Consider the following 23,336-nt stretch of genomic DNA (forward strand, 5'->3'; position numbering starts at 1 on the left):
TTCAGTCGTCATTGCTGGCGTTCAGCTTTTCCGGCGGAATGCCTTCTTCGCCGGAGGCGAGATAACCGCTATTGATAAGGGCGGCGCGAATGATGCGCTGGATGGCCTCATCCCTTTCGACGCCATGATCCCTCGCAAAATCCGACAGAGCCGCTTCAATATCGTCGGTGAATTGCATATCCGCCCCCATTCATCACATTTCCAACCAGTAAGAAAAGGCAAGGCAGGATAGACCCGCCTTGCCTCAATTTTAATTCGGTCAGGCGATCAGCGCCAGCGATAAAGGCTGCTGTTCGACGAGTTCTGCTGCGTGCTCGCGCCAACTGCATAACCGATGGCAAAACCGAGTGCGCCAACGATCGTCAGCAGGGAAGTCGCCGTGCCGGGATTTTCCTTGACGGCTTCCACGACATTCTGGCCCTGAGCGCGGACATTATGCGCGGCCTTGCGAACGCGTCCGCGCGCCTCATCCAGAAATTCGGACGCATCCTCGCTCACACCTTCCGCGCGGGCGGATACGGATTTGGAGAGGGACGAGATCTGCGAACGCAGCTCCGCAATCTGGTTTTCGATCGTGTCTTCGACAACATTCAGTTTGGTCTGAGCCATTAGAACACCTCTTTTGTTACCGAATGCAGAACGTGCCGGCCTGCAAGAAGTTCCCGAAAGGCCCTCAAAGTTTCGCAGGAGGATGTTCAGCCAACAGGTTTTTGTGCTTCTTGGCGAAAAAGCCTTGCAATCATTTTTTTTACGCAATAATCAGGCCGCACCGGAGAGGTGGCCGAGTGGTCGAAGGCGCTCCCCTGCTAAGGGAGTATACGTCAAAAGCGTATCGTGGGTTCGAATCCCATCCTCTCCGCCACTTCGGCGCAAGACCGGAAAATCCCAGCGCCATCGTTCCCAGTACCAAGCCACCGCCGCAGCGCTTTGGCGACGGTCTCCGCATGTCGCTTGTTCTTCCGTCTGTTTCGAATTGACACGCGCGACAATCGGCTGCTGCCGATATTGACGGGCAATCGTCAAACGCGACGTCATGTCATCAAATCAGTTCTCGCGGCAAACCAGAGGGATAGCGGCGTGTCGGTATCGTAACCGACATGCGGCGAGTCTTTCGAATCGTTCTGCGGGGAATCGGGCGGCAAACGGCATGGGTTTTTCCATCGTTTCTTCATGCGCGCTGCGAAGGAGTGTCAGGTGCAGGGGTGTGAGGAAGCAAAAGTTTCCATCATCCTTGCCCGGCGAGGCAAGGCTTCGCCGAAAAAGCCGGTAGTTTAGAAAGACCTTGTTAACCTCGCTAACTAACGGATTTTCAAGCAATTTCTTAACGCATGGTAAAGCCGCCTGCGGGCCGGCTGCGCACTGTGTGTTGTTTCCGCAACAAACCGAAATGAAGCATATACGTAAATGCTATTTATCGGATGTTGGCGATTGCAAGCGGCGAAACCTTTTGTATTTTCACCACCAGAAGCGAGGCGGTGGATCGTTTGGCTTCTAAGAACACGGGAATGGGGCAGGGAATGCTGTCCTTCAGCGAAAGTACCCAGACCCACTTAAAAACTTTGACTGGAGGTCAACCATGAACATCAAGAGCCTTCTGATCGGCTCCGCTGCGGCTCTCGCAGCAGTATCCGGCGCTCACGCTGCCGACGCTATCGTCGCTGCTGAGCCTGAGCCCCTGGAATACGTTCGCGTTTGCGACGCTTTCGGCACCGGCTTCTTCTACATCCCCGGCACCGAAACCTGCCTGAAGTTCGACGGTTACGTCCGTTTCCAGACGGACTTCGGTCGCAACCAGTCCGGCACTTCCGACTGGGATGCTGCGACGCGCGGTCAGTTCAACATCGACCACCCGCACCGACACTGAACTCGGCGCTCTGCGCGGCTACATCGGTCTGCGCGGCCAGGCCGACAACGACACCGACCGTAACATCGTTCTCGATCAGGCTTTCATCGAACTCAGCGGCCTGAAGGTCGGTTTTTACTACAACTGGTGGGATGACGGTCTCTCTGGCGAGTATGACCAGCTCAGCTCCAACCGCACCCGTCTGAACGCTGTCCGTTACACCTACGACGCCGGCTCCTTCTACGTTGGTGCCGCTACTGAAGAGCTGGAAGGCTCGCGCAAGGGTACATCAGAGCTTGGCGTTTCAAAGGGTGGCAAGTTCAAGACCAACACGAACGATGTCGGCGTCAGTGCTATCATCGGCGGCAAGTTCGGCGGCGTTAAGGCCAACCTGCTAGGCGCGTACGACACCAACCAGGAAAACGGTGCAATCCGTGCAATCCTCACGGCTGACATCGGTCCGGGCACCCTCGGCCTCTCCGGCGTATGGGCTTCCGGCGCCAACTACTACTACGAAGAATCCGAATGGTCCGTTGCAGCTGAATACGCCATCAAGGCAACCGACAAGCTGACAATCACCCCCGGCTTCCAGTATTTTGGCACGATCGACATCGGCGCAAACAACGACTTCGTAGGCAACCGCGATGCATGGCGTGCTGGCGTCGCTGCTGGCTACAAGATCACTTCCGGCCTCTCCACGAAGGTTGCGGTTACCTATCAGGACGTCGACGGCCGCGAAGGTCGCGACAGTGGTGCTGGCGACAGCTGGACCGGTTTCGTTCGTCTCGAGCGTTCGTTCTAATCTGATCTGACATTGTCAGTGATGGAAAGCCCGGCTCTCGAGCCGGGCTTTTTTGTTTGAATGGCATCTTGATAGGGCGGACATCGCGGCGGGTGGCGAGATCGTGGCGGCGTTTCGATTTTCCGCAGGTTTATCCTCTGAGCAGACCGCTACACATGCCCATCGATTCGCTCGGTAATGGGAGCCTTGAGTCGTTTAAGGAATCCGAATCTGCGGGTTTTTGCTTTTCGGTCAGTTTTTTCTTGCAGAGGTAGGGTCCTCTGCACATTGCAATCGTCTTTTGAACAATTTCCGGTGGCCTGATCGTGTCCAGATTCAGGTGATCTCGTGGGTTTTCTCACGGCGGATTTTTCGAGCCTATTGTTAAGTTATTGAAAAGCATAAGTTATTAACGATTTTTTAACGAATGGGGTCCCGTCGGTTAGAATTGTAGCTATTTCGCAACAATGAAAAACTAAGGACACCTTACTGTCTTCCTTCTGTCATGATTACGATTGCCTGAGCGACCGGTTTTGGCTCTAATCAGCTTCATAAGCGGCACGCATTTCTGAAGTGCTTTCCCACCCGCTGCTTAGAAGATTAAGCGTTTGACTGGAGGTCAACCATGAACATCAAGAGCCTTCTCATCGGCTCCGCTGCAGCTCTCGCAGCAGTATCCGGCGCACAGGCCGCTGACGCTATCGTCGCTGCCGAGCCCGAGCCCCTGGAATACGTTCGCGTTTGCGACGCTTTCGGCACCGGCTTCTTCTACATCCCCGGCACCGAAACCTGCCTGAAGTTCGACGGTTACATCCGTTTCCAGACCGACTTCGGCCGCAACAAGTCCGGCACGTCTGACTGGAACTCGTTCACGCGCGCCCAGTTCAACATCGACACCCGCACCGACACCGAACTCGGCGCTCTGCGCGGTTACATCGGTCTGCGTGGCGAAGCCAACAACGACAGCGACCGTGGCGTCAACGTCGACCAGGCTTTCATCGAACTCGGCGGCCTGAAGGTCGGTTACATGTACACCTGGTGGGATGACGATCTCTCCGGCGAAACCGACATCCTGTCTTCGAACACGACCCGTGGCAACGCTCTGCGTTACACCTATGACGCTGGTTCCTTCTATGCCGGCATCAGCGTTGAAGAGCTTGACGCCACCCGCGACGCTACGTCGAACCTCGGCATTGCCAAGGGCGGCTTCTTTGAAGGCCCGAACAACGTTGGCGTAAGCGGTATCATCGGTGCCAAGTTCGGTGCTGTCAGCGCAAACCTGCTCGGCTCCTACGACACCGACCAGGAAAATGGTGCAATCCGTGCAATCGTTACGGCTGACATCGGTCCGGGCACCTTCGGTATCTCCGGCGTTTGGGCTTCTGGCGCGAACTACTACTATGAAGAATCCGAGTGGGCCGTTGCTGCTGAATACGCCATCAAGGCTACCGACAAGCTGACCATCACCCCCGGCGCTCAGTACCTCGGCACGATCGATATCGCTCCGGACGGTGACTTCACGGGCGACCGCGACGCATGGCGCGCTGGTCTGACGGTTGACTACCAGATCACCCAGGGTCTGGCTGCCAAGGTTGCTGCCAACTATCAGGACATCGATGGTCCGAATGGCGACAGCTGGACCGGTTTCGTTCGCCTTCAGCGTTCGTTCTAATCTGATCTGACATTGTCAGTGATGGAAACCCCGGCAGAAATGCCGGGGTTTTTCGTTTTGAAGCTCGGGTGGAAATATAAGTCTTTCGAGAATTGCTTATGCTTTGAAGCATCCACCAGCCGGCCTCGCGCTTATCGGCAAATCTGCCCAAGCCGTCGACGTTATCACCGGGACTCGTCCCAGTGATCCAATCACGTCGCATGAAATCTAAACGTCGCAAATGCTCGGGACAGGCTCGAGCATAACGGAAGAGAACTTCAGGCTTTTCAGCGGTCTCGAGCGCTGGCCGGCAGGCGCTTGATTGCTCCGCTCGTCACCTGAGGAAGCCGGCTTTACCCCGCACGCCCATGGCGCAGGTCGTCAACGATATCGGCCTGTTGCCCGAGCCTCGTCTTGTAGACCTGATAATTCTCCATCACCCGCTGCACGTAATTGCGGGTTTCAGGGAAGGGGATGCGCTCGATCCAGTCGACCACCTCGTCGATCGGCTTGCCGCGTGGGTCGCCATAGCGGGCGATCCATTCCGGCACGCGCTTCGGCCCGGCATTATAGGCGATGAAGGTGAGGATGTAGGAACCGCCGAAACTGTCGATCTGCTCACCGAGATAATGCGCGCCGAGCGTGGCGTTATAGCCCGCATCGGTGGTCAGTCGCGCCTGGGTGTAGGGCAGGCCATGGCGTCCGGCCACGCCTTTGGCGGTTCCGGGCAGCAGTTGCAGAAGACCGCGCGCATTGGCGGCGGAGACGGCGGCCGGGTTGAAGGCGCTTTCCTGCCTGGCAATCGCGTAAGCAAGCGCCTTGCCGGAGCCGGCAATATTGGCGCTGGCGGGAATGACGCCGAGCGGATAGGCGAGTGCGGCCGCATCAATGCCGCGGCTGAAAGCCGTCTTGCCGATTTGCAGCGAGACTTGATGATTGCCATTGCCCTCCGCCCGCGCCGCCAGAATGGCAAGCTCGCCGGGACTGTCGAGCTGTTCCGCCAGCGACCGGTAAAGGCTGTCGGCCCACCAGCCGTACCCGGTTGCTTCCAGCCGGTCGATGGCGCGCACGGCTTCGCGGCCGGCGAAACGTTCGCGGTCGCCGCTGCTGGGGCTTGGATAGGTGACATTCAGTGTCTTGGTGCCGATTCGCGCGGCGGCAAGCTGGCCATAAAACGTGCCGGGATGAGCGGCGGCTTTGGTGAAAAAGTCGCGGGCATCCCCCGGTCCGCCCGCTTCCGCCGCCCGCCCGAGCCAATAATAGGCGCGCGACGCCGAAAGTGGCCGGTTCGAAGTCTGAAGCAGCGTGTTGAAGTGGCGTGAAGCCGTGGCCGGATCGCGCAGCGCTCTTAGCGCATACCAGCCGGCATGGAATTCCGCATCGGCGGTATCGACGGCAGAGGTGGCCGAATGATTGGCGACGATGCGATAGGCCTCGGCGAAATCGCCGAGATCGGCGACGCCGCGCGCGATGATGCGCCGCTCGTTCCACCATTCGCCCGGATTGACGAGCTTGGACGTTTCCTTCGGGGCCTGCCGCAAAAGCACGGCGGCTTCGGAATATTTCTGCTGGTTGCGCAGGTTTTCCACCCGCGCGAAAAGATAGGCGGGGTCGCTGCGCCAGGAGGCGTCGACTTTGCCGAGCAGCGCAGTCGCAGTTGTGGATCGCTGCAACACGGCCGCCCACGCATTGTAAAGCGACTGCGCCTTGCCGAGATCGCCGAAACGCTTCGCCTGGCTGATGCGGCTGCGATACATCAGATAATCCATGCGCGCCTTGTGGTCGGCGGGCGTCAGATAAGTGGGAAACTCGGCAAGCACACGGTCTTCCATGTCCTTGTCCATGCCTTCGCTCACCCAGAGCTGGCGAATGAGACGCTGCGATTCCGCACCCTTGCCGGAGGAGGCGAGCGCCTTGGCGAGCACCACGCTGCCTTCCGCGGTTTCCGGCCGGCTATTGCCGAAGGCGGCAAGCACCTGCGATGCCGGCGGATCTTCGCGGTAAAGCGCTTTTTCGGAATTGGCGCGCAGGGTGGCGGCACCCGGCCAGCCGGAGAGCTCGCGCTGGGCGGCGGCGATTTCGGCCGAAGCGACGTCCTTCTGGCCGGAAACGGCGATTGCCCAGGTAAGGATATGGCGGTCGAGGCTGCCGGTCGGCATGGTGTTGCGCAACGCAATCGCCCGGGCCGCATCGCGGCTGGAAAGCGCGTCGAGGCCGGCCTTCAACTGGCTTGTATCGTCGGGGCGGTCGAGGCGCGGTATGGCCCCGGTGATCTCGGGTGAGGCCGGCATGAAAGCCGGAACGGTCGGCGCATTCGGCTTGACATAGGGAAGCGGTGCCGCACCTTCCGGCAGCGGCCCGGCCAATGCGTTCCAAACGGTTGCGGCAAGGCCCGCCGCCATCAATCCCCAGACTGTCTTTTTCATGCCGTTCTTCATCGTGTAACGGAGTTGCCGACTTTCCTGTAATATCATTTCATTGCGGCGGGATTGCCGAAACCGGTCTGATGTCCCACCCGGAAATCTTGGGATTTCAGGCTTAATGAAATGTTAATCGCCGCCCTGCAATTCAATCAACTTTTATTCACCGTCCCGCGAGCGGCGTCTCATTTCGACGCCTGCTTTTTATGCTTGCCGATTGCAGCCCGGAGACTGTCACACTTCCGACAATTTCGGACAAAATACCCTGCCTTTGCGCTTGTCGGCGCCAAGGGCTGGCTCTAATGTGTGCCGGTTTTAACCATCGAATGCGGCCGAAGCATGAACCGGCTCGGCGCCAGGAGCTTTGCATGTTCAAGGGATCAATTCCCGCCCTCATTACCCCGTTCACGGACAATGGCGCCGTGGACGAACAGGCATTTGCCGCCCATGTGGAATGGCAGATCGCCGAAGGCAGCAACGGACTTGTGCCCGTGGGCACGACGGGGGAATCTCCAACCCTGTCCCACGACGAGCACAAACGTGTCGTCGAGCTGTGCATCGAGGTAGCGGCGAAACGGGTTCCGGTCATTGCGGGCGCTGGCTCCAACAATACCGATGAGGCGATCGAGCTTGCGCTGCACGCGCAGGAAGCCGGCGCGGATGCGCTCTTGGTTGTCACCCCATATTACAACAAGCCGACCCAGAAGGGCCTGTTCGCCCATTTCTCCGCTGTCGCCGAAGCGGTGAAGCTGCCTATCGTCATCTACAATATCCCGCCGCGCTCGGTGGTGGATATGTCGCCGGAAACCATGGGCGCGCTGGTCAAGGCGCACAGGAACATCGTCGGCGTCAAGGATGCGACCGGCAAGATCGACCGCGTTTCCGAACAGCGCATTTCCTGCGGCAAGGACTTCATCCAGCTTTCGGGTGAGGATGGCACGGCGCTCGGTTTCAACGCCCATGGCGGCGTCGGCTGCATTTCCGTCACCGCCAATGTCGCGCCGCGCCTCTGTTCGGAGTTCCAGGCGGCGATGCTCGCCGGCGATTATGCCAAGGCGCTGGATTATCAGGATCGCCTGATGCCGCTGCACAAGGCGATCTTCATGGAGCCCGGTGTTTGCGGCACAAAATATGCGCTGTCGAAGACGCGCGGCGGCAACCGCCGGGTCCGTTCGCCCTTGATGAGCACGCTGGAACCGGCAACGGAAGCGGCCATCGATGCGGCGCTGAAGCACGCCGGCCTGATGAACTGAGACAGGCCCGAAAGCGTTTAAGGCGCGCCATGAACCGCTTCGCAACAGAAGCCGTTCGGCGCGCCTTTTCTTTTCGCGGCGACAACATTAAATAGGGGTTCGAAAACCGCTCTCGGCGGTAAGCCGAAGGCGCAATAAGAAAAACAAGGGATTGAAATATCATGGCCCCCAAAGGCAGCCAGCGCGTGGTGAACAAGATCGTTGCGGAAAACCGCAAGGCTCGCTTCAACTACGAAATCATCGACACCTATGAGGCAGGGCTCGTGCTGACCGGCACCGAGGTCAAGTCGCTGCGTGAAGGCAAGGCGAATATCGCCGAATCCTACGCATCGGACGAGGGTGATGAAATCTGGCTCATCAATTCCCACCTGCCGGAATATCTGCAGGCCAACCGCTTCAATCACGAGCCGCGCCGCCGCCGCAAGCTGCTTTTGAGCAAGCGCGAGATCAACCGTCTGCGCGCCGGCATCAACCGTGAAGGCATGACGCTGGTGCCCTTGAAGATTTATTTCAACGACAGGGGCCGCGCGAAGCTGGAACTGGCGCTCGCCAAGGGCAAGAAGCTGCACGACAAGCGCGAGACGGAGAAGGAACGCGACTGGAACCGGCAGAAATCGCGGTTGCTGAAGGGTGGGGCGGCCTAAGCGGCAGGAGATTTCGCTGCGTAGAGGGTAGCGGCCTTTCGCCACTTGTTCTTCCGTCATGCCGGACTTGATCCGGCATCCAGCCACGGCGCGTCTGCGCCGTGGAAAGAGTCCTTTCAGCCCAAGGACTTGGGCTGGCTGGATCCCGGCTCAAGGCCGGGATGACGGGAGTGTGTTGCTGCCCGCTGCGCCCGTCACGCCGCCCGGTACGTCCGTTCCACATGCGCCTTCGTCGTCGAAACGCTGAACCGGCTGACAAGCGCCGCCAGATTGGCGCTGACATCGCTCAGATTATGCGTTGCCGCATTCGTCTCTTCCACCATGGCCGCATTCTTCTGGGGCAGATTGTCCATGCTGTTGATGGCGGCATTGATTTCCTGAATGCCGACGGACTGTTCCTGCGCCGCCTTGGTCAGCGAGGCGATATGCTCCTGAATATGATCCACCTTGTTGCCGATCGTATTCAAGGATTCGCCCGTCTTGTTGACCAACGAAACACCCTGCATCACGTCTTCGGAGGACTTGGCGATCAGCGTCTTGATTTCCTTGGCGGCGGTGGCGGAGCGCTGTGCGAGTTCACGCACTTCCTGGGCGACGACGGCGAAACCCTTGCCGGCCTCGCCGGCGCGCGCGGCCTCCACACCGGCATTCAGCGCCAGAAGGTTGGTTTGGAAAGAAATCTCGTCGATGACGGAGATGATCTGGGTGATCTTCTGCGATGAGTCCTCGATGGCCCCCATTGCTTTCACCGCTTCCGTCACAACATCGCGTGAGCGCGCGGCTTCAATGGCCGAGCTTTCGACAATGGCCTTGGCTTCTTCTGAACGCTGCGCCGACAATTTGGAAATGGTGGTGATTTCCTCGACGGCGGCGGCGGTTTCCTCCAGGGCGGCGGCCTGCTGCTCCGTGCGGCGGGCCATGTCGTCGGTCGCGGATGTCAGCTCGCGCGTATTGCCGGAAATCTTGTTCGCCTCTTCGACGATCTGCGCAAATGCGCCGGAGAGATTGCCGACCGCCGCGTTGAAATTGGCGACCAGCCCTTCGAATTGCGGTGCGGGTTTTTCGCCGATGCTGGAGGTGAGGTCGCCATTGGCCAGCCTGTCGAGAGCGCTGTTGAGCAATGCGAGAACGTGCTCCTGTTCCTTCTTCATCTGCGCCTGTTCGGCTTCCACCTTCTGCCGCTCGGCGGCCAGCACGTCGAGATAGACGGAGATCGAATAATCCATGTCGAGAAGAGCGGCCTTGATGGTGGCCGATAGGGCGTCCTTCACCTTTTTGGCCTTCTTTTCCATGAAAAAGCCCTTCAACTCGGACTCGATCAGGGCCTTGACGATGCCGTCGAGCATCAGGGCATAACCGCCGATGTACCATCTCGGCTCCAGCCCCAGCCTCGCATGGGTGCGGCCGATCGCGGTTACGGCGTCGGTATAATCCGCATTGAATGTGCCGGAGGCGATCCTCTCCCAGTGTTTGAGCTGCATGCTCTTGGCGTGGTGGATATGGGCCTCGCTGGAGAAAAACTTTGCCGTCTCCGGCACCGAGCGAACCTTCGTATAAAAACGATCGAGAGACGCCTCGAGAGAGCCGGTGATAACACCTTTCATCTCGGAGAGATTTTTCCGTTGCTCGTGGCCGAGCCCCAGAAAATTCAGTCTTTCGTCGAGTTGTCGGTCGGTTTTTGCTTGGCCATGCATGTCTAAACATCCTGATTTGGCACCGAAATCATATCGTTGGCGCCGTTACATCTTTTAGACACCTCTAAAATTAACCAAGTCATAATTTTGACTTATCGAATTTGATGTTTGTTAATTCTAAAAAGAATTTTTAACGCGCCGGCGTCTCGCCAAACAAAAACGCGCCCGTCTGTTGGACGGACGCGTTGATGATGTCTTCGCAGCAAAAGCTGGGATCAGACCGTCTCAGGACCCTCGGCGTGCCGGGCAGGGCGCTCGTTCGGGTCGCGCCCGATCTCGGCCTTCAGCGTCATCAGATCGATGAAGTGATCGGCCTGGCGGCGCAGGTCGTCGGCGATCATGGCGGGCTGCGTGGCCATGGTGGAAACCACGGAAACCTTGCGGCCCTTGCGCTGCAGCGCGTCTACCAGCGTGGTGAAATCGCCATCGCCGGAGAAGAGCACCAGATGATCGACCGTCTCGGACTGTTCCATGGCATCGACCGCCAGTTCGATATCCATGTTGCCCTTGATCTTGCGGCGGCCGAGAGCGTCGGTGAATTCCTTCGCCGGCTTCGTCACGACCTTGTAGCCGTTATAATCCAGCCAGTCGATCAGCGGGCGGATCGAGGAATATTCCTGATCCTCGATGAGCGCGGTGTAATAATAGGCGCGCAGCAGGTATCCACGCTTTTGAAACGCCTTCAGGAGCTTGCGGTAGTCGATATCGAATCCCAGGCTTTTCGATGCTGCATAAAGATTGGCTCCGTCTATGAAGAGCGCAATTTTCTCCCGTGGATCGAACATTCCATCCCATTCCTTTTTTTGGAAAGGCCATTATCTGGCTTTTATTTCCGGTCGATAACGCAAAAAAACATGTCGTATCAACGAGCTTTGCGTACCGCCGTTGCGTTTTAAGTAAGCTACCTTCCCCCTTATTCCAAGACAATTCTTCTAGACATTTTGTTCATCAGACGCCAAAGGTGGGCAATAAGGTGCCAAAAGACGCCAAAGACAGGAAAAACTTGAATTCCGCGGCCAATGGCTGTATCGGAAGCTGGAAAGCATCGTCGCGAGAAATCTTGAATGTTTTTCGCAAGGCACGAAGCGCAGATTCAATAGGTTAGAGCAACCCTTGTGCACCCCGAACACCGCACGGCGCTCTGATCCACGACATTACGACCCGCAAAGGACAGGCAATGGCCCGCGTCACAGTTGAAGATTGCATTGATAAAGTAGACAACCGTTTCGAGCTGGTGCTTCTCGCCAGCCACCGTGCGCGCCAGATTTCTCAAGGGTCCTCCATCACGGTTGACCGCGACAACGACAAGAACCCGGTTGTGGCGCTGCGCGAAATCGCCGATGAGACGCTGTCTCCCGACGATCTGAAGGAAGACCTGATCCACTCGCTGCAGAAGCACGTGGAAGTGGACGAGCCCGAGCCCGATCCGGTCACGCTCGCCGCCGCCGCTGCCGACAGCGAAGAAGACGATCAGCCGGAAACCGTTACCTTCGACCAGATGTCGGAAGAAGAACTGCTGGCCGGCATCGAAGGCCTTGTGCCGCCGGAAAAAAATGACGACTATTGATAGGATTTTATGATGCCTTTGGCAGGCGGCGGTTACCGTCTGTCAATAGTTGCCGTCATAATCTGATCCCTATTGATGCAGCATTGTGCGCCGACCCTCAGGTTGGCGCGCTTTCTTTTTGTGGAATATCGCATGATGCGGCAATACGAACTCGTCGAGCGGGTTCAAAAATATAAACCGGATGCGAATGAGGCCCTGCTGAACAAGGCCTATGTTTACGCCATGCAGAAACACGGCCAGCAGAAGCGGGCCAATGGCGACCCCTATATTTCGCATCCGCTGGAAGTTGCCGCGATCCTCACCGAAATGCATCTCGACGAATCGACCATCGCGGTGGCGTTGCTGCACGATACGATCGAGGACACCACCGCCACCCGCGCCGAAATCGACGAGTTGTTCGGCGAAGATATCGGCCGGCTGGTGGAGGGGCTGACCAAGCTCAAGAAGCTCGATCTCGTTACCCGCAAGGCCAAGCAGGCGGAAAACCTGCGCAAGCTGCTGCTTGCGATTTCCGACGACGTGCGCGTTCTCCTGGTGAAGCTCGCCGACCGTCTGCACAATATGCGCACCATGGAATATATGCCGGCCGACAAGCGCAGCCGCATTTCCGAAGAAACCATGGAAATCTATGCGCCGCTCGCCGGCCGCATGGGTATGCAGGATATGCGCGACGAGCTGGAGGACCTGTCCTTCCGATATCTCAACCCGGAAGCCTATGGCACGGTGACGAACCGCCTGCAGGAACTGGAAACGCGCAATGAAGGGCTGATCAAAAAGATCGAGGACGAGCTGCGCGAGCTTCTCGTGGCGAATGGTCTGGTCGGCGCCAATGTCAAAGGGCGGCAGAAGAAACCCTATTCGGTGTTCCGCAAGATGCAGTCGAAGTCGCTTTCCTTCGAGCAGCTTTCCGATGTCTACGGTTTCCGCATTCTGGTGGACGATATTCCATCCTGCTACCGGGCGCTGGGTGTCGTGCATACGCGCTGGCGCGTCGTGCCGGGCCGCTTCAAGGATTATATCTCGACACCTAAGCAGAACGATTATCGCTCCATCCACACCACCATCGTCGGCCCGTCGCGCCAGCGTATCGAGCTGCAGATCCGCACCAAGCGCATGCACGAGATCGCCGAATTCGGCATCGCCGCCCATGCGCTTTACAAGGATGGCGAAAACGGGGAGGGCGATCTGCTCTCGCCGGAGAGCAACGCCTATTCCTGGCTGCGCCATACCATCGAATCGCTGGCAGAAGGCGACAGCCCGGAAGAATTCCTCGAGCACACCAAGCTCGAACTGTTCCAGGACCAGGTGTTCTGCTTCACGCCGAAGGGCAAGCTGATCGCCCTGCCGCGTGGCGCCACCCCCATCGATTTCGCCTATGCCGTGCACACCAATATCGGCGACACCACGGTTGGCGCGAAGATCAACGGCCGGATCATGCCGCTCGTCACTCGCCTGAATAACGGCGACGAGGTGGAGATCATCCGCTCCGGCGTGCAGGTGCCGCCCGCCGCATGGGAAGAGGTGGTGGTGACGGGCAAGGCCCGCTCTGCCATCCGCCGCGCCACCCGCATGGCCATCCGCAAGCAATATTCCGGCCTCGGTTATCGCATTCTCGAGCGCACCTTCGAGCGCGCCGGCAAGGCCTTCTCCCGTGAAGCGCTAAAGCCCGTGCTGCATCGTCTGGCGCAGAAGGACGTGGAAGATGCCATCGCCGCCGTCGGCCGTGGCGAGGTTTCCTCGCTCGATGTCCTGCGCGCGGTGTTCCCGGATTATCAGGACGAGCGCGTCACGGTGAAGATGACCGGCGACGATGGCTGGTTCAACATGCGCAGCGCCTCCGGCATGGTCTTTAAGATCCCCGGCAAGTCGCGCTCGGTGCTTGAGGACGATGGCGCGGCCGAGATGCTGGATGGACCGGACCCGCTGCCCATCCGTGGTCTCTCCGGCAATGTCGACGTGCATTTCGGTGCTGCCGGCGCCGTTCCGGGTGACCGCATCGTCGGCATCATGGAAAAAGGCAAGGGCATCACCATCTATCCGATTCAGGCGCCGGCGCTGCAACGCTTCGACGACGAGCCGGAGCGCTGGATCGATGTGCGCTGGGATCTTGATGAGGCGAACAAGTCGCGTTTCATGGCGCGGGTGATGATCAATGCGCTGAACGAGCCGGGCACGCTCGCCTCGGTGGCGCAGTCCATCGCCACGCTGGACGTCAATATTCGCGGCCTCAACATGGTCCGCATCGGCACGGATTTCTCCGAGTTGGCGCTGGATGTCGAAGTCTGGGATCTCAGGCAGCTGAACCAGCTTCTGTCGCAGCTCAAGGATCTCGATTGCGTCTCGACCGTGACGCGTGCCTTCGATTGAGGCATTTTTGATCCTTTGCAAATACTAAAAGGCCGCTGTTATGCATTGAGCGCATGGCAGCGGCCTTTTCCTGTCTCTGGTGGTGGAGGCGGTTTGTGACTATTTTCTTCTTAGAAATTGAAGAGAAGGAAACGCGGCGTGCCGGTGGATGAACACCGATGAGAAACGCCAGTTCCAAACCGAAAGGACCGAAAATCATGTTTACTCCGCTTCGCAAGATCGCCCGTGCCGTTCGTGGCAAGACCACCCAGGAACGCGAATTCGAATATCTCAGCGGCTCGGTATCGAATGTCGACCTCGAGTTCCGCCAGCGCGAAATCGACCGCGGCCTGTTCCGCCGGTAATGCGCTCAGCGCATGGCAGCCCATCGCCATGCGTATGAGACTCGGAGGGTGCATGGCCGTTGTTGGCACGCTCGCCCCTGTATCCTGCAAAACTTTTTGAATGCGCGCTTCAAGCGGTTGTCCCAAACTGGTTGACAAATACGTCGCGAAAAATCCCGGTTCAGTCCCCTGTCACAATAGACGACACTAAATTGGGACTGATATCGAAGGCTCGATATTCACTTTATTCGTGACATCCCGCGTCCGTCGTGCCGGACTTGATCCGGCATCCAGCCAGCCCAAGTCCTTGGGCTGGAAAGAGTCTTCTCGCCGCGCAGACGCACGTCGGCTGGATTCCGGCCCAAGGCCGGAATGACGGACGCGGAGAATACACCTGCAAAAGAATCCCTGCGTCATCTATGATGCTCTTGGCGCGGCCGGGGCGATGAAATAGACTGCCCCCATGCCGTTTCGCCGCCGTGAACCCGTTGGTTTTTCAGAGAAGATTCGCGACCTCTTCTGGCCGCGTACGGGTTTTTCCCGTTCGTTGCGCTATATGAAGCTGCGCCTTCTGCGGCTTTCCGCCTCTCCGCATTCGGTTGCCGCCGGTGTCGCTCTCGGTGTCGGCGTGGCGTGGACACCGTTTCTCGGCGTTCACATCATCATCGCCATGGCGCTGGGTTTTCTCATGCGCGTCAATCTCGTGGCGGCGGCGCTCGGCACCACCTTCGCCAATCCGCTGACATTTCCCTTCATCTGGGCATCTACCTGGGAGCTGGGGCACCTCATCCTCGGCCGGCAGAAGACGGAAAGCGCTGCGCATGTGGATTTCGTGGCGCTATTCAGCCATCTCGAATTCCGGCAGATATGGACGCCGGTGCTGGAACCCATGACCATCGGTGCGCTGCTTCCTGCCGTTATCAGCGCAATCATCGCCTATATCGCGGTTTATGGTCTCATCAGCGGTTTCCAGCGCCGCAAGATGGAAAACCTCGCGCATCGCGCCGCCAACAAGAATGCTTCTCTGGAGATGTTGAAATGATCATTGGATTGGGCAGCGACCTGATCGATATTCGCCGCGTTGAAAAGTCGATCGAACGTTTCGGCGAGCGCTTCACCCATCGCTGTTTCACCGATATCGAGCGCGCCAAATCCGATGGCCGCAAGAACCGCGCCGCTTCCTATGCCAAACGTTTCGCCGCCAAGGAAGCCTGTTCCAAGGCGCTGGGAACAGGCCTTGCGAACGGCGTTTTCTGGAAGGATATGGGCGTCGTCAATCTGCCGGGCGGCAAGCCGACCATGGTGTTGACCAATGGGGCAGGGGAAAGGCTGGCGGCGCTGCTGCCCGCCGGCCACCGCGCCAATATTCACCTGACGATCACGGACGATTTTCCTTACGCTCAGGCATTTGTGATTATCGAGGCGCTTCCCTTGAACGGGTAAGACCCGGTGAGGCCGCATTGGCGTCCTATTTGCGGACGTGTCACAGAAGCGCTTCCCTTCGGGCTGGAAAGGTTCTAGAGAAGTCGCAGAAATATGAAAGCGTTGCCGGCTGCGTAAAAACCGCTTGCCCGCCGCATATGCGATAAAACAACGGCCCGGCGGCCTTCGTGAAACCGAAGAAGCCGGGAAACAATCAGGCAGGTCTTTAAGTGTCGGAAAAAGCTGAAAAGAAGCAGAACGCCCTCTGGGAGAACGTCAAGGTCATTATTCAGGCGCTGCTGCTGGCCATGGTCATCCGCACCGTGCTGTTTCAGCCCTTCACGATTCCGTCCGGCTCGATGATGCCGACGCTTCTGGTTGGCGACTATCTTTTCGTCAACAAGTTCTCCTACGGCTATTCGAAATATTCGCTGCCTTTCTCGCCGAACCTGTTTTCGGGCCGCATTCTGGAATTCAGCAAGCCGAAGCGCGGCGATGTCGTGGTCTTCCGCCTGCCGCCCAATCCTGAAGTCGATTATATCAAGCGTCTCGTCGGCCTGCCGGGTGATCGCATCCAGGTGACGAACGGCGTGCTGTTCATCAACGGCCAGCCGGTTCCCAAGCAGCCCGACGGCACCTTCACTTCCGATTACCGCGCCGATCCGGGCGCCAATGTGCCTGTCTTCCGCGAAACGCTTGATAATGGCGTTACCTACGACACGCTCGACCAGTCGCCTGATTCGCGTGGCGACAACACGCGTGAATTCGTGGTGCCGGAAGGCCATTATTTTATGATGGGCGACAATCGCGACAATTCGCTCGACAGCCGCTTCGATGTCGGTTTCGTGCCGGAAGAAAACCTGATCGGCCGCGCCAGCGTCATCTTCTTCTCGCTGGGCAATGACACGCCGTTCAGCCGCATTTGGGAATGGCCGGCCAATATGCGTTGGGACCGCCTCTTCAAGGTTGTGGAATGAGCAAGACCAAGCCGCTTTCGGCGGACGAGATTTCCCGTCTGGAAGCGTTGATCGGATATGAATTTAAGGAAAAGGTCCGGCTCGACCGGGCCTTGACCCATGCCAGTGCCCGCTCGGCGGCGGCCGGCAATTACGAGCGGCTGGAATTTCTAGGCGACCGTGTTCTCGGTCTCTGCGTTGCCGAATTGCTGTTCTCTACCTTCCGCAACGCCACCGAAGGCGAGCTTTCGGTCCGTCTGAACCAGCTCGTCAGCGCCGAATCCTGTGCCGCGATCGGTGACGAGATGGGCCTGCATAATTTCATCCGCACCGGCTCGGATGTGAAGAAGCTGACCGGCAAGGCGATGCTGAACGTGCGCGCCGATGTCGTCGAAAGCCTGATCGCCACCATCTATCTGGATGGCGGGCTGGAAGCATCGCGCAAATTCATTCTGAAATACTGGCAGGGCCGCGCAACCAGCGTGGATGCCGGGCGGCGCGACGCCAAGACCGAGTTGCAGGAATGGGCGCATGCCAGATTTGCGGTGACGCCCTCTTACCGGGTTGACGATCGCTCCGGACCGGATCACGATCCCCGCTTTACGGTGACTGTCGAAATTCCCGGCGTGAAGCCGGAAACCGGTGTCGAGCGCTCCAAGCGCGCGGCCGAGCAGGTGGCGGCAACAAGATTGCTGGAACGCGAAGGCGTCTGGCAGAAGACCTCCACCCGGAACTGAGCGCCCGGCGAACCGGGTGCTGAACATCGAGCGCATGACGGGCCCTTTTTCCGCATGTTGAATACCTCTGACCTTGAATGGATATCATGACCGATCACGAAAACCCCGCCATGACTGGCGAAGATGCAGCCCTTCCGACCCGCTCCGGCTTCGTGGCCCTCATCGGCCCCACAAATGCCGGCAAGTCGACGCTGGTGAACCGTCTGGTGGGCGCCAAGGTTTCGATCGTCAGCCACAAGGTGCAGACGACGCGCGCCGTGATGCGCGGCATCGCCATTCACGATAACGCCCAGATCGTTTTCATGGACACGCCCGGCATCTTCAAGCCGCGCCGCCGGCTGGACCGCGCCATGGTCACCTCCGCCTGGGGCGGCGCGAAGGATGCCGATCTCATCCTGCTGCTGATCGACAGCGAACGTGGCCTGAAGGGCGATGCGGAAACCATCCTCGAAGGTCTGAAGGATGTCCCGCAGAAGAAGATCCTCTGCCTCAACAAGATCGACCAGGTGAAGCGCGAAGACCTTCTGAAACTCGCCGCCGCCGCCAACGAGACGGTCGCTTTCGACCGCACCTTCATGATCTCGGCGACCAACGGTTCGGGCTGCGACGACCTGATGAACTATCTGGCCGCCGAACTGCCGGAAGGCCCGTGGTATTATCCGGAAGACCAGATTTCCGATCTGCCGATGCGCCAGCTCGCAGCCGAAATCACCCGCGAAAAACTGTTCCTGCGCCTGCATCAGGAGCTTCCCTACGCCTCGCATGTCGAGACCGAAAAATGGGAAGAACGCAAGGATGGCTCCGTGCGCATCGAGCAGGTGATCTATGTCGAGCGCGACAGCCAGAAAAAGATTGCGCTCGGCAAGAACGGCGATGCGATCAAGGCCATCTCCACCGCCTCGCGCAAGGAGCTGTCGGAAATCCTAGAGCAGCCGGTGCATCTCTTCCTGTTCGTCAAGGTGCGCGAGAACTGGGGCGACGACCCCGAGCGCTTCCGTGAAATGGGACTGGAGTTCCCGCGGGGGTAACGCGCAGGCACGATATGCGCGGCGCGAAACCACACCCGCTTCCGTCATTCCGGCCTTGAGCCGGAATCCAGCCAGCCCAAGTCCTTGGGCTGAAAAGAGGGCCTCTCGCCGCGCCGACGCGCGTCGACTGGATTCCGGCTCAAGGCCGGAATGACGGGCGGGAAATGTCGCGAACCAACGCGAACGTCGAGATTGCCCAAGCCCTTCGCTTTTTTGTGTTCGAGACGGGGCGCGACGCAATCCCGGAACGAACTGAATATCTTCACTCACCATCGGGAACCGAATACCTTCGGGCGGGTTGTTCCAAAACAATTGGGCGCAACCTTTTTCGATGATGGATATTCATGTCGCCAAAAAAACCGAACGGAATTTCCACCACTCCGTGCCAGCAATGTCCCCTGCGCGACCTGCCGCATTTCCGGGATTTTTCCTCTTCCGAATTGGATTTCGTCTCGCGTTTCAAGACGGGGGAACTTGCGGTGGAAAGCGGCTCCGTCATCCTGATGGAAGGCTCGCACAGCGCCCATCTTTACACCGTTCTGCAGGGCTGGGCTTTCCGTTACAAGACGCTTGAGGACGGTCGGCGGCAAATCCTCAACTATGTCATGCCCGGCGATCTCGTCGGTCTTCAGGGCACGGTGATGGGGGAAATGCAGCATTCGGTGGAGGCGCTGTCGCCGGTGACGCTCTGCGTCTTCGAGCGATCCCGCCTCAACAATCTCTTCACCGATCACCCAACGCTTGCCTATGACCTCACCTGGATCGCGGCGAGCGAGGAACGCATGCTGGACAACCATCTCCTCAGTATCGGCCGCCGCACCGCGCTGGAACGCGCCGCCTATCTGATCGCGTTTCTTTATCGCAAGGCGAAAGCGGTCAACCTCATCCCCGGCGAAACACCGATCCCGGTTACCCAGCAACACGTTGCCGATACGCTTGGCCTGTCCATCGTTCACACCAACAAGACCTTGAGAAAGCTCGTCGATCGCGGTCTCATCCGCTGGACGGACAAGGGCTGTCTGGTGCTGGACGATGCCGGCTTGACCAATGTGGCGGGTTGGGAAAGCGATGAAAAGCGGCAGAGGCCCTTCATCTGATCTTCCTTTGACATGTCTTTTTTAAATGACGGCGCAGCCGCAATTTGCGACTCCTGTCGTGTTATCTGACGGGAGAATCATGTCGGAGACCGCAGCTTCGAGCCGTGCGGTCCTCTTTTTGGGAAGAAGAAAACATATGGTGCCACAACGGGTTATCATCGTTGAGGATGAATATCTGGTGGCGCTCGATGTCGAAGCGGTTCTCCAGTCCATGGGGGTGGAATCCGTCGCCATCGCCACCACGCTTGCGCAGGCGAGGCAGGCTGTCGAAGAGAACGGCGCCGATTGCGTGCTTCTCGATGTCAGCCTCACCGACGGGAAGAGCTACGATTTCGCGCGCGGGCTGCGCGATGCGGGCATTCCCTTCGGTTTCGTCAGCGGTTATGGTGACACGACGGGTTTTCCGGAAGATCTCACGCACGCGCCGTTGCTCGGCAAACCCTTCGGGGAAAACGAAATTATCGATTTCGTTCTCAACCTCGTCGGCGTGGTTGACGGTGCCGTAAAAGAATAACGTTTTGCCGCCAGATCGGGTATGATCGGGCCTGAATCGAACTCCTGAATCGAAATTCGGACGCGTTTCATGCAGTGGCAGGAAGAGGCAATCATTCTCGGCGTCAAACGCCACGGCGAGACGAGTGTCATCGCCGAGGTGATGACCCCTTCGCGTGGCCGCCATCTGGGGCTGGTGCGTTCCGGCCGTTCCCGCAGCATGCAGCCTGTGCTACAGGCGGGCAACCGGGTGGATGTCATCTGGCGGGCGCGCCTCCACGATCATCTGGGTGAATTCCGCATCGAGCCGCTGCAACTGCGCGCTGCGCAGTTGATGGAAACAGCGACCGCCGTTTATGGTGTGCAGGCCATGGGCGCGTTGCTCAGGCTTCTGCCGGAGCGCGATCCGCACCCGCATCTCTATCAGGCGCTGGATATCATTCTCGACAATCTGCATGACCCCGTCGATGCCGGGGAATTGTTCGTGCGCTTCGAACTGGCGGTGCTGAACGAACTCGGTTTCGGGCTCGATCTCACCGAATGCGCGGCGACGGGGCTGCGCACCGACCTCATCTATGTATCGCCGAAAACGGGCAGGGCGGTTTGCCGCACGGCTGGCGCGCCCTATGCGGAGCGGATGCTGTCGCTTCCGGCTTTCTTAAGCGAAGGCCAGTCGAAGGCCGCCGATCCTGACAGCCTCGCGGCTGCTTTCCGCCTCACCGCTCATTTCCTCAACCGGCATGTCTACGATCCGCGTGGCCTCAACGAAAACGCCGCCCGCGACGGTTTCGTGCAGGCGGCGCTGAAGGCGCTTGAGCGCAGGGCGAAGGAGGGCAGGGCGATGCCGCCCGCCCTCGATAAGGCCGTCTGACTAGGCCATTGCAGGCCTCGGAGCCGGTCGCTCCTGAATGGGCCAATGCACGATGGCCGCGAAAATCCCCATGCCGACGCCCAGCCACCAGACGAGATCATAGGAACCCAGCCTGTCGTAAAGGAAGCCGCCAAGCCAGACGCCGAGGAACGAGCCGATCTGGTGCGACAGGAACACGACGCCGCCGAGCATGCCGAGATGGCGCGTGCCGAACATGATCGCCACCAGCGCATTGGTCGGCGGCACGGTGGAAAGCCAGAGGATGCCCATGACGGCCGCAAAGATGATGACTGAAAGCGGCGATTGCGGCAGAAGCAGGAAAGCGGTGACGGCAACCGAACGGGCGAGATAGATATAGGCCAGCAGATAGGGCTTCGAATAACGCTGGGCGATGACGCCGGCGGCAAGCGATCCGATGATGTTGAAGAAGCCGATCAGTGCCATGGCGATGACGGCGTAGCGCGGTTCTATGCCGATATCGCCGAGATAGGCCGGGAAATGCGCGGTGATGAAGGCCACCTGAAAACCGCAGACGAAAAAGCCCGTGGTCAAAAGCAGGTAGCTTTTATGGCCGAGCGCTTCTTTCAGCGCCTCGCCCGCCGTCTGCTGGAACTGCGCCTGCGACTGGCTGCCGGAAGAGGAATTGCCACGCATCGGAAAGGCGAGCAGCGGCACGAGCATCATCATCGCGGCAAGCCAGACGAGGCTGTCCGACCAGCCATAGGTGGAAATCAGGCCCTGGCTGATCGGCGCGAACAGGAACATGCCGGCTGAGCCCGCCGCGGTGCCGATGCCGAAGGCGAGCGAACGCTGCTGCGGCGTGACATGGCGCGCAAAGGCCGAAAGGATAACGCTGAAGGAGCCGGCGGCAATGCCGAGCCCGACGAGAACGCCGCCGCCGAAATGCAGCCAGAAGGGCGAGGTGCCGAAGGACATGCAGATGAGGCCGGCGGCATAAAGCAGGCCGGAAAGCACCAGCACGCGGCCAGTGCCGTATTTATCGGCGATGGCGCCGAAGAAGGGCTGGCCGAGCCCCCAGAAGAGGTTCTGCAGGGCCATGGCGAGACCGAAGGTGGAACGGTCCCAGCCGGTATCGGCGAGCATCGGCAGCTGGAAAAAGCCCATGGCGGAACGGGGGCCGAAGGTCATGACCGCGATCAGCGACCCGGCGGCGATAATCAGCCAGGGCATGGTCTGGCGTGTGGCTTGCGACATGAATATTCCCCCATCGCGGCGCCGCGTCCCAAAAAAATAGGGACATGGCTTGCCGCAGATTCCGCTACGATGGGATGAATATTATCTTTTGTCAGCCGGTCCCACTAGCGACTTTTCTTGACGGCCACTATTCATGGGATTGATGGAATGCCCTCGCATGCCGGCCACCGGAGAGACGACGATGAAACAGAATATCTACGACGATCCCGGGTTTTTCGAGCGCTATAGCGCCATGCCGCGCTCTGTGGAAGGTCTGCGTCAGGCCGGCGAGTGGCATGAATTGCGCGCCATGCTGCCGGAGCTGAAAGGCACGGATTTTCTCGATCTCGGCTGTGGTTTCGGCTGGCATTGCCGTTATGCCGCAGAGCAGGGGGCGGCCCATATCGTTGGCGTCGATCTGTCGGAGAATATGCTGCGCCGTGCCGCCGAGATAAATGGCGGGCCCGGCATCGAATACCGTCGAGCCGCTATCGAAGACATCGATTTTCCGCAGGAAAGTTTCGATGTGGTGCTCAGTTCTCTCGCCCTGCATTACGTTCGTGATCTCGACATGGCATTCGAAAAGATTTTCAACGTGCTGAAATCCGGCGGCGATTTCATCTTTTCCATCGAACATCCCGTTTTCACGGCGCTGGAAAAACAGGACTGGTTTTATGGCGAGGATGGCGAAATCCTGCACTGGCCGCTCGATAACTATCAAAGCGAGGGCGTGCGCCACTCCAACTGGATGGCGGACGATGTGGTCAAATATCACCGCACGGTGTCAGGCATTCTCAACGGTCTTCTGGCCGCCGGATTCATTTTGAAGCGGCTGGCGGAACCGAGACCGGATCCCGCTTTGATGGCCGAGCGGCCGGAACTCAGGCACGAAGATCGCCGCCCGATTTTCCTGATCGTCGGGGCGCGCAAGCCGTGAGGCGATGACCCCTCCGTCTACTCATTCCTGTGACGAGCACAGGGTGAGGGAGAGAGGGT

21 protein-coding genes, 1 tRNA gene and 1 pseudogene are annotated in these 23,336 nt (G+C 58.9%); 17 read left to right on the top strand and 6 right to left on the bottom strand.

The genetic code is table 11. The features are described from left to right. Nucleotide 1: 1 nt before the first annotated feature. Together AGR7B_RS04880 and AGR7B_RS04885 are read right to left on the bottom strand one after the other, a co-directional pair. Nucleotides 2-178: a hypothetical protein gene (locus tag AGR7B_RS04880; RefSeq protein WP_162856870.1), complete on the bottom strand. Its 177-nt coding sequence runs from the start codon at nt 176-178 to the stop codon at nt 2-4. A gap of 89 nt (nt 179-267) precedes the next feature. Continuing rightward, nucleotides 268-609, bottom strand: coding sequence for a hypothetical protein (locus AGR7B_RS04885; RefSeq protein WP_065654142.1), 342 nt, complete (start codon nt 607-609; stop codon nt 268-270). A 162-nt stretch (nt 610-771) separates the two neighbouring features. Between AGR7B_RS04885 and AGR7B_RS04890 the strand changes: the two genes are divergently transcribed. The 3 genes and pseudogenes from AGR7B_RS04890 (at nt 772) to AGR7B_RS04905 (ending at nt 4,296) form a co-directional block, all read left to right on the top strand. Beyond that, nucleotides 772-862 (top strand) — tRNA-Ser (locus tag AGR7B_RS04890). A 714-nt stretch (nt 863-1,576) separates the two neighbouring features. Beyond that, nucleotides 1,577-2,645: pseudogene (locus AGR7B_RS04900) on the top strand (porin). A 604-nt stretch (nt 2,646-3,249) separates the two neighbouring features. Further along, nucleotides 3,250-4,296, top strand: a complete 1,047-nt coding sequence (locus AGR7B_RS04905; protein WP_080856167.1) for a porin — start codon at nt 3,250-3,252, stop codon at nt 4,294-4,296. Nucleotides 4,297-4,628: 332 nt separating this feature from the next. Here the strand turns inward: AGR7B_RS04905 and AGR7B_RS04910 are convergent, their stop codons facing one another. Next, nucleotides 4,629-6,701, bottom strand: a complete 2,073-nt coding sequence (locus AGR7B_RS04910; protein ID WP_162934055.1) for a lytic transglycosylase domain-containing protein — start codon at nt 6,699-6,701, stop codon at nt 4,629-4,631. Between the two features lie 362 nt (nt 6,702-7,063). Here AGR7B_RS04910 and dapA point away from each other — a divergent pair, with 362 nt between their 5' ends. Further along, nucleotides 7,064-7,948 carry a 4-hydroxy-tetrahydrodipicolinate synthase gene (gene dapA, locus AGR7B_RS04920; protein WP_003524121.1) on the top strand — a complete coding sequence of 295 codons (885 nt, stop codon included), beginning with the start codon at nt 7,064-7,066 and terminating at the stop codon, nt 7,946-7,948. A gap of 161 nt (nt 7,949-8,109) precedes the next feature. Beyond that, the gene (gene smpB / locus AGR7B_RS04925) at nt 8,110-8,592 is read left to right on the top strand and encodes an SsrA-binding protein SmpB (RefSeq protein WP_078054125.1); all 483 of its coding nucleotides are present in this window, start codon (nt 8,110-8,112) and stop codon (nt 8,590-8,592) included. 194 nt (nt 8,593-8,786) lie between these two features. Here the strand turns inward: smpB and AGR7B_RS04930 are convergent, their stop codons facing one another. Continuing rightward, the gene (locus tag AGR7B_RS04930; protein ID WP_080856168.1) at nt 8,787-10,286 is read right to left on the bottom strand and encodes a globin-coupled sensor protein; all 1,500 of its coding nucleotides are present in this window, start codon (nt 10,284-10,286) and stop codon (nt 8,787-8,789) included. A gap of 215 nt (nt 10,287-10,501) precedes the next feature. Further along, nucleotides 10,502-11,071 (bottom strand): LabA-like NYN domain-containing protein, encoded by a 570-nt coding sequence (locus AGR7B_RS04935; protein WP_004440903.1) that lies wholly within the window; start codon nt 11,069-11,071, stop codon nt 10,502-10,504. 392 nt (nt 11,072-11,463) lie between these two features. On the opposite strand from AGR7B_RS04935, the gene rpoZ reads away from it, so the two are divergent. From rpoZ to recO, 11 genes are all read left to right on the top strand, one after another. Continuing rightward, complete coding sequence (gene rpoZ, locus AGR7B_RS04940) at nt 11,464-11,853, top strand: DNA-directed RNA polymerase subunit omega (RefSeq protein ID WP_003521126.1); 390 nt, start codon at nt 11,464-11,466, stop codon at nt 11,851-11,853. A 132-nt stretch (nt 11,854-11,985) separates the two neighbouring features. Further along, nucleotides 11,986-14,220, top strand: coding sequence for a RelA/SpoT family protein (locus AGR7B_RS04945; protein WP_065654813.1), 2,235 nt, complete (start codon nt 11,986-11,988; stop codon nt 14,218-14,220). 197 nt (nt 14,221-14,417) lie between these two features. After that, entirely contained in the window at nt 14,418-14,564 is a 147-nt protein-coding gene (locus AGR7B_RS04955) for a hypothetical protein (RefSeq protein ID WP_003496944.1), read from the top strand. A gap of 442 nt (nt 14,565-15,006) precedes the next feature. Then, on the top strand, nt 15,007-15,585 hold the full coding sequence (locus tag AGR7B_RS04960; RefSeq protein ID WP_080856170.1) for a DUF2062 domain-containing protein: 579 nt from the start codon (nt 15,007-15,009) through the stop codon (nt 15,583-15,585). Beyond that, complete coding sequence (gene acpS / locus AGR7B_RS04965) at nt 15,582-15,986, top strand: holo-ACP synthase (RefSeq protein ID WP_065654137.1); 405 nt, start codon at nt 15,582-15,584, stop codon at nt 15,984-15,986. The genes AGR7B_RS04960 and acpS overlap by 4 nt, the downstream gene beginning before the upstream one ends. A 209-nt stretch (nt 15,987-16,195) precedes the next feature. After that, nucleotides 16,196-16,942, top strand: coding sequence for a signal peptidase I (lepB, locus tag AGR7B_RS04970; protein WP_003496938.1), 747 nt, complete (start codon nt 16,196-16,198; stop codon nt 16,940-16,942). Then, a complete protein-coding gene (gene rnc, locus AGR7B_RS04975; protein ID WP_065654136.1) occupies nt 16,939-17,658 on the top strand; it encodes a ribonuclease III in 720 nt (239 codons plus the stop codon). Before lepB ends, rnc begins: the two co-directional genes overlap by 4 nt. 77 nt (nt 17,659-17,735) lie before the next feature. Continuing rightward, entirely contained in the window at nt 17,736-18,686 is a 951-nt protein-coding gene (era, locus tag AGR7B_RS04980; protein WP_162934056.1) for a GTPase Era, read from the top strand. A 344-nt stretch (nt 18,687-19,030) separates the two neighbouring features. Continuing rightward, on the top strand, nt 19,031-19,783 hold the full coding sequence (locus AGR7B_RS04985; protein ID WP_065654134.1) for a Crp/Fnr family transcriptional regulator: 753 nt from the start codon (nt 19,031-19,033) through the stop codon (nt 19,781-19,783). Nucleotides 19,784-19,919: 136 nt separating this feature from the next. Further along, nucleotides 19,920-20,297 carry a response regulator gene (locus AGR7B_RS04990; protein WP_065654133.1) on the top strand — a complete coding sequence of 126 codons (378 nt, stop codon included), beginning with the start codon at nt 19,920-19,922 and terminating at the stop codon, nt 20,295-20,297. 69 nt (nt 20,298-20,366) lie between these two features. Continuing rightward, a complete protein-coding gene (gene recO / locus AGR7B_RS04995; RefSeq protein WP_080856171.1) occupies nt 20,367-21,146 on the top strand; it encodes a DNA repair protein RecO in 780 nt (259 codons plus the stop codon). Here the strand turns inward: recO and AGR7B_RS05000 are convergent, their stop codons facing one another. Beyond that, entirely contained in the window at nt 21,147-22,361 is a 1,215-nt protein-coding gene (locus AGR7B_RS05000) for an MFS transporter (RefSeq protein WP_162934057.1), read from the bottom strand. It lies immediately after the preceding gene. Between the two features lie 181 nt (nt 22,362-22,542). Between AGR7B_RS05000 and AGR7B_RS05005 the strand changes: the two genes are divergently transcribed. Beyond that, entirely contained in the window at nt 22,543-23,277 is a 735-nt protein-coding gene (locus AGR7B_RS05005; RefSeq protein ID WP_080856172.1) for a class I SAM-dependent methyltransferase, read from the top strand. The last annotated feature ends 59 nt before the right edge of the window (nt 23,278-23,336 follow it).

The sequence above is a fragment of the Agrobacterium deltaense RV3 genome (assembly GCF_900013505.1).
GTDB classification, from domain to species: domain Bacteria; phylum Pseudomonadota; class Alphaproteobacteria; order Rhizobiales; family Rhizobiaceae; genus Agrobacterium; species Agrobacterium leguminum.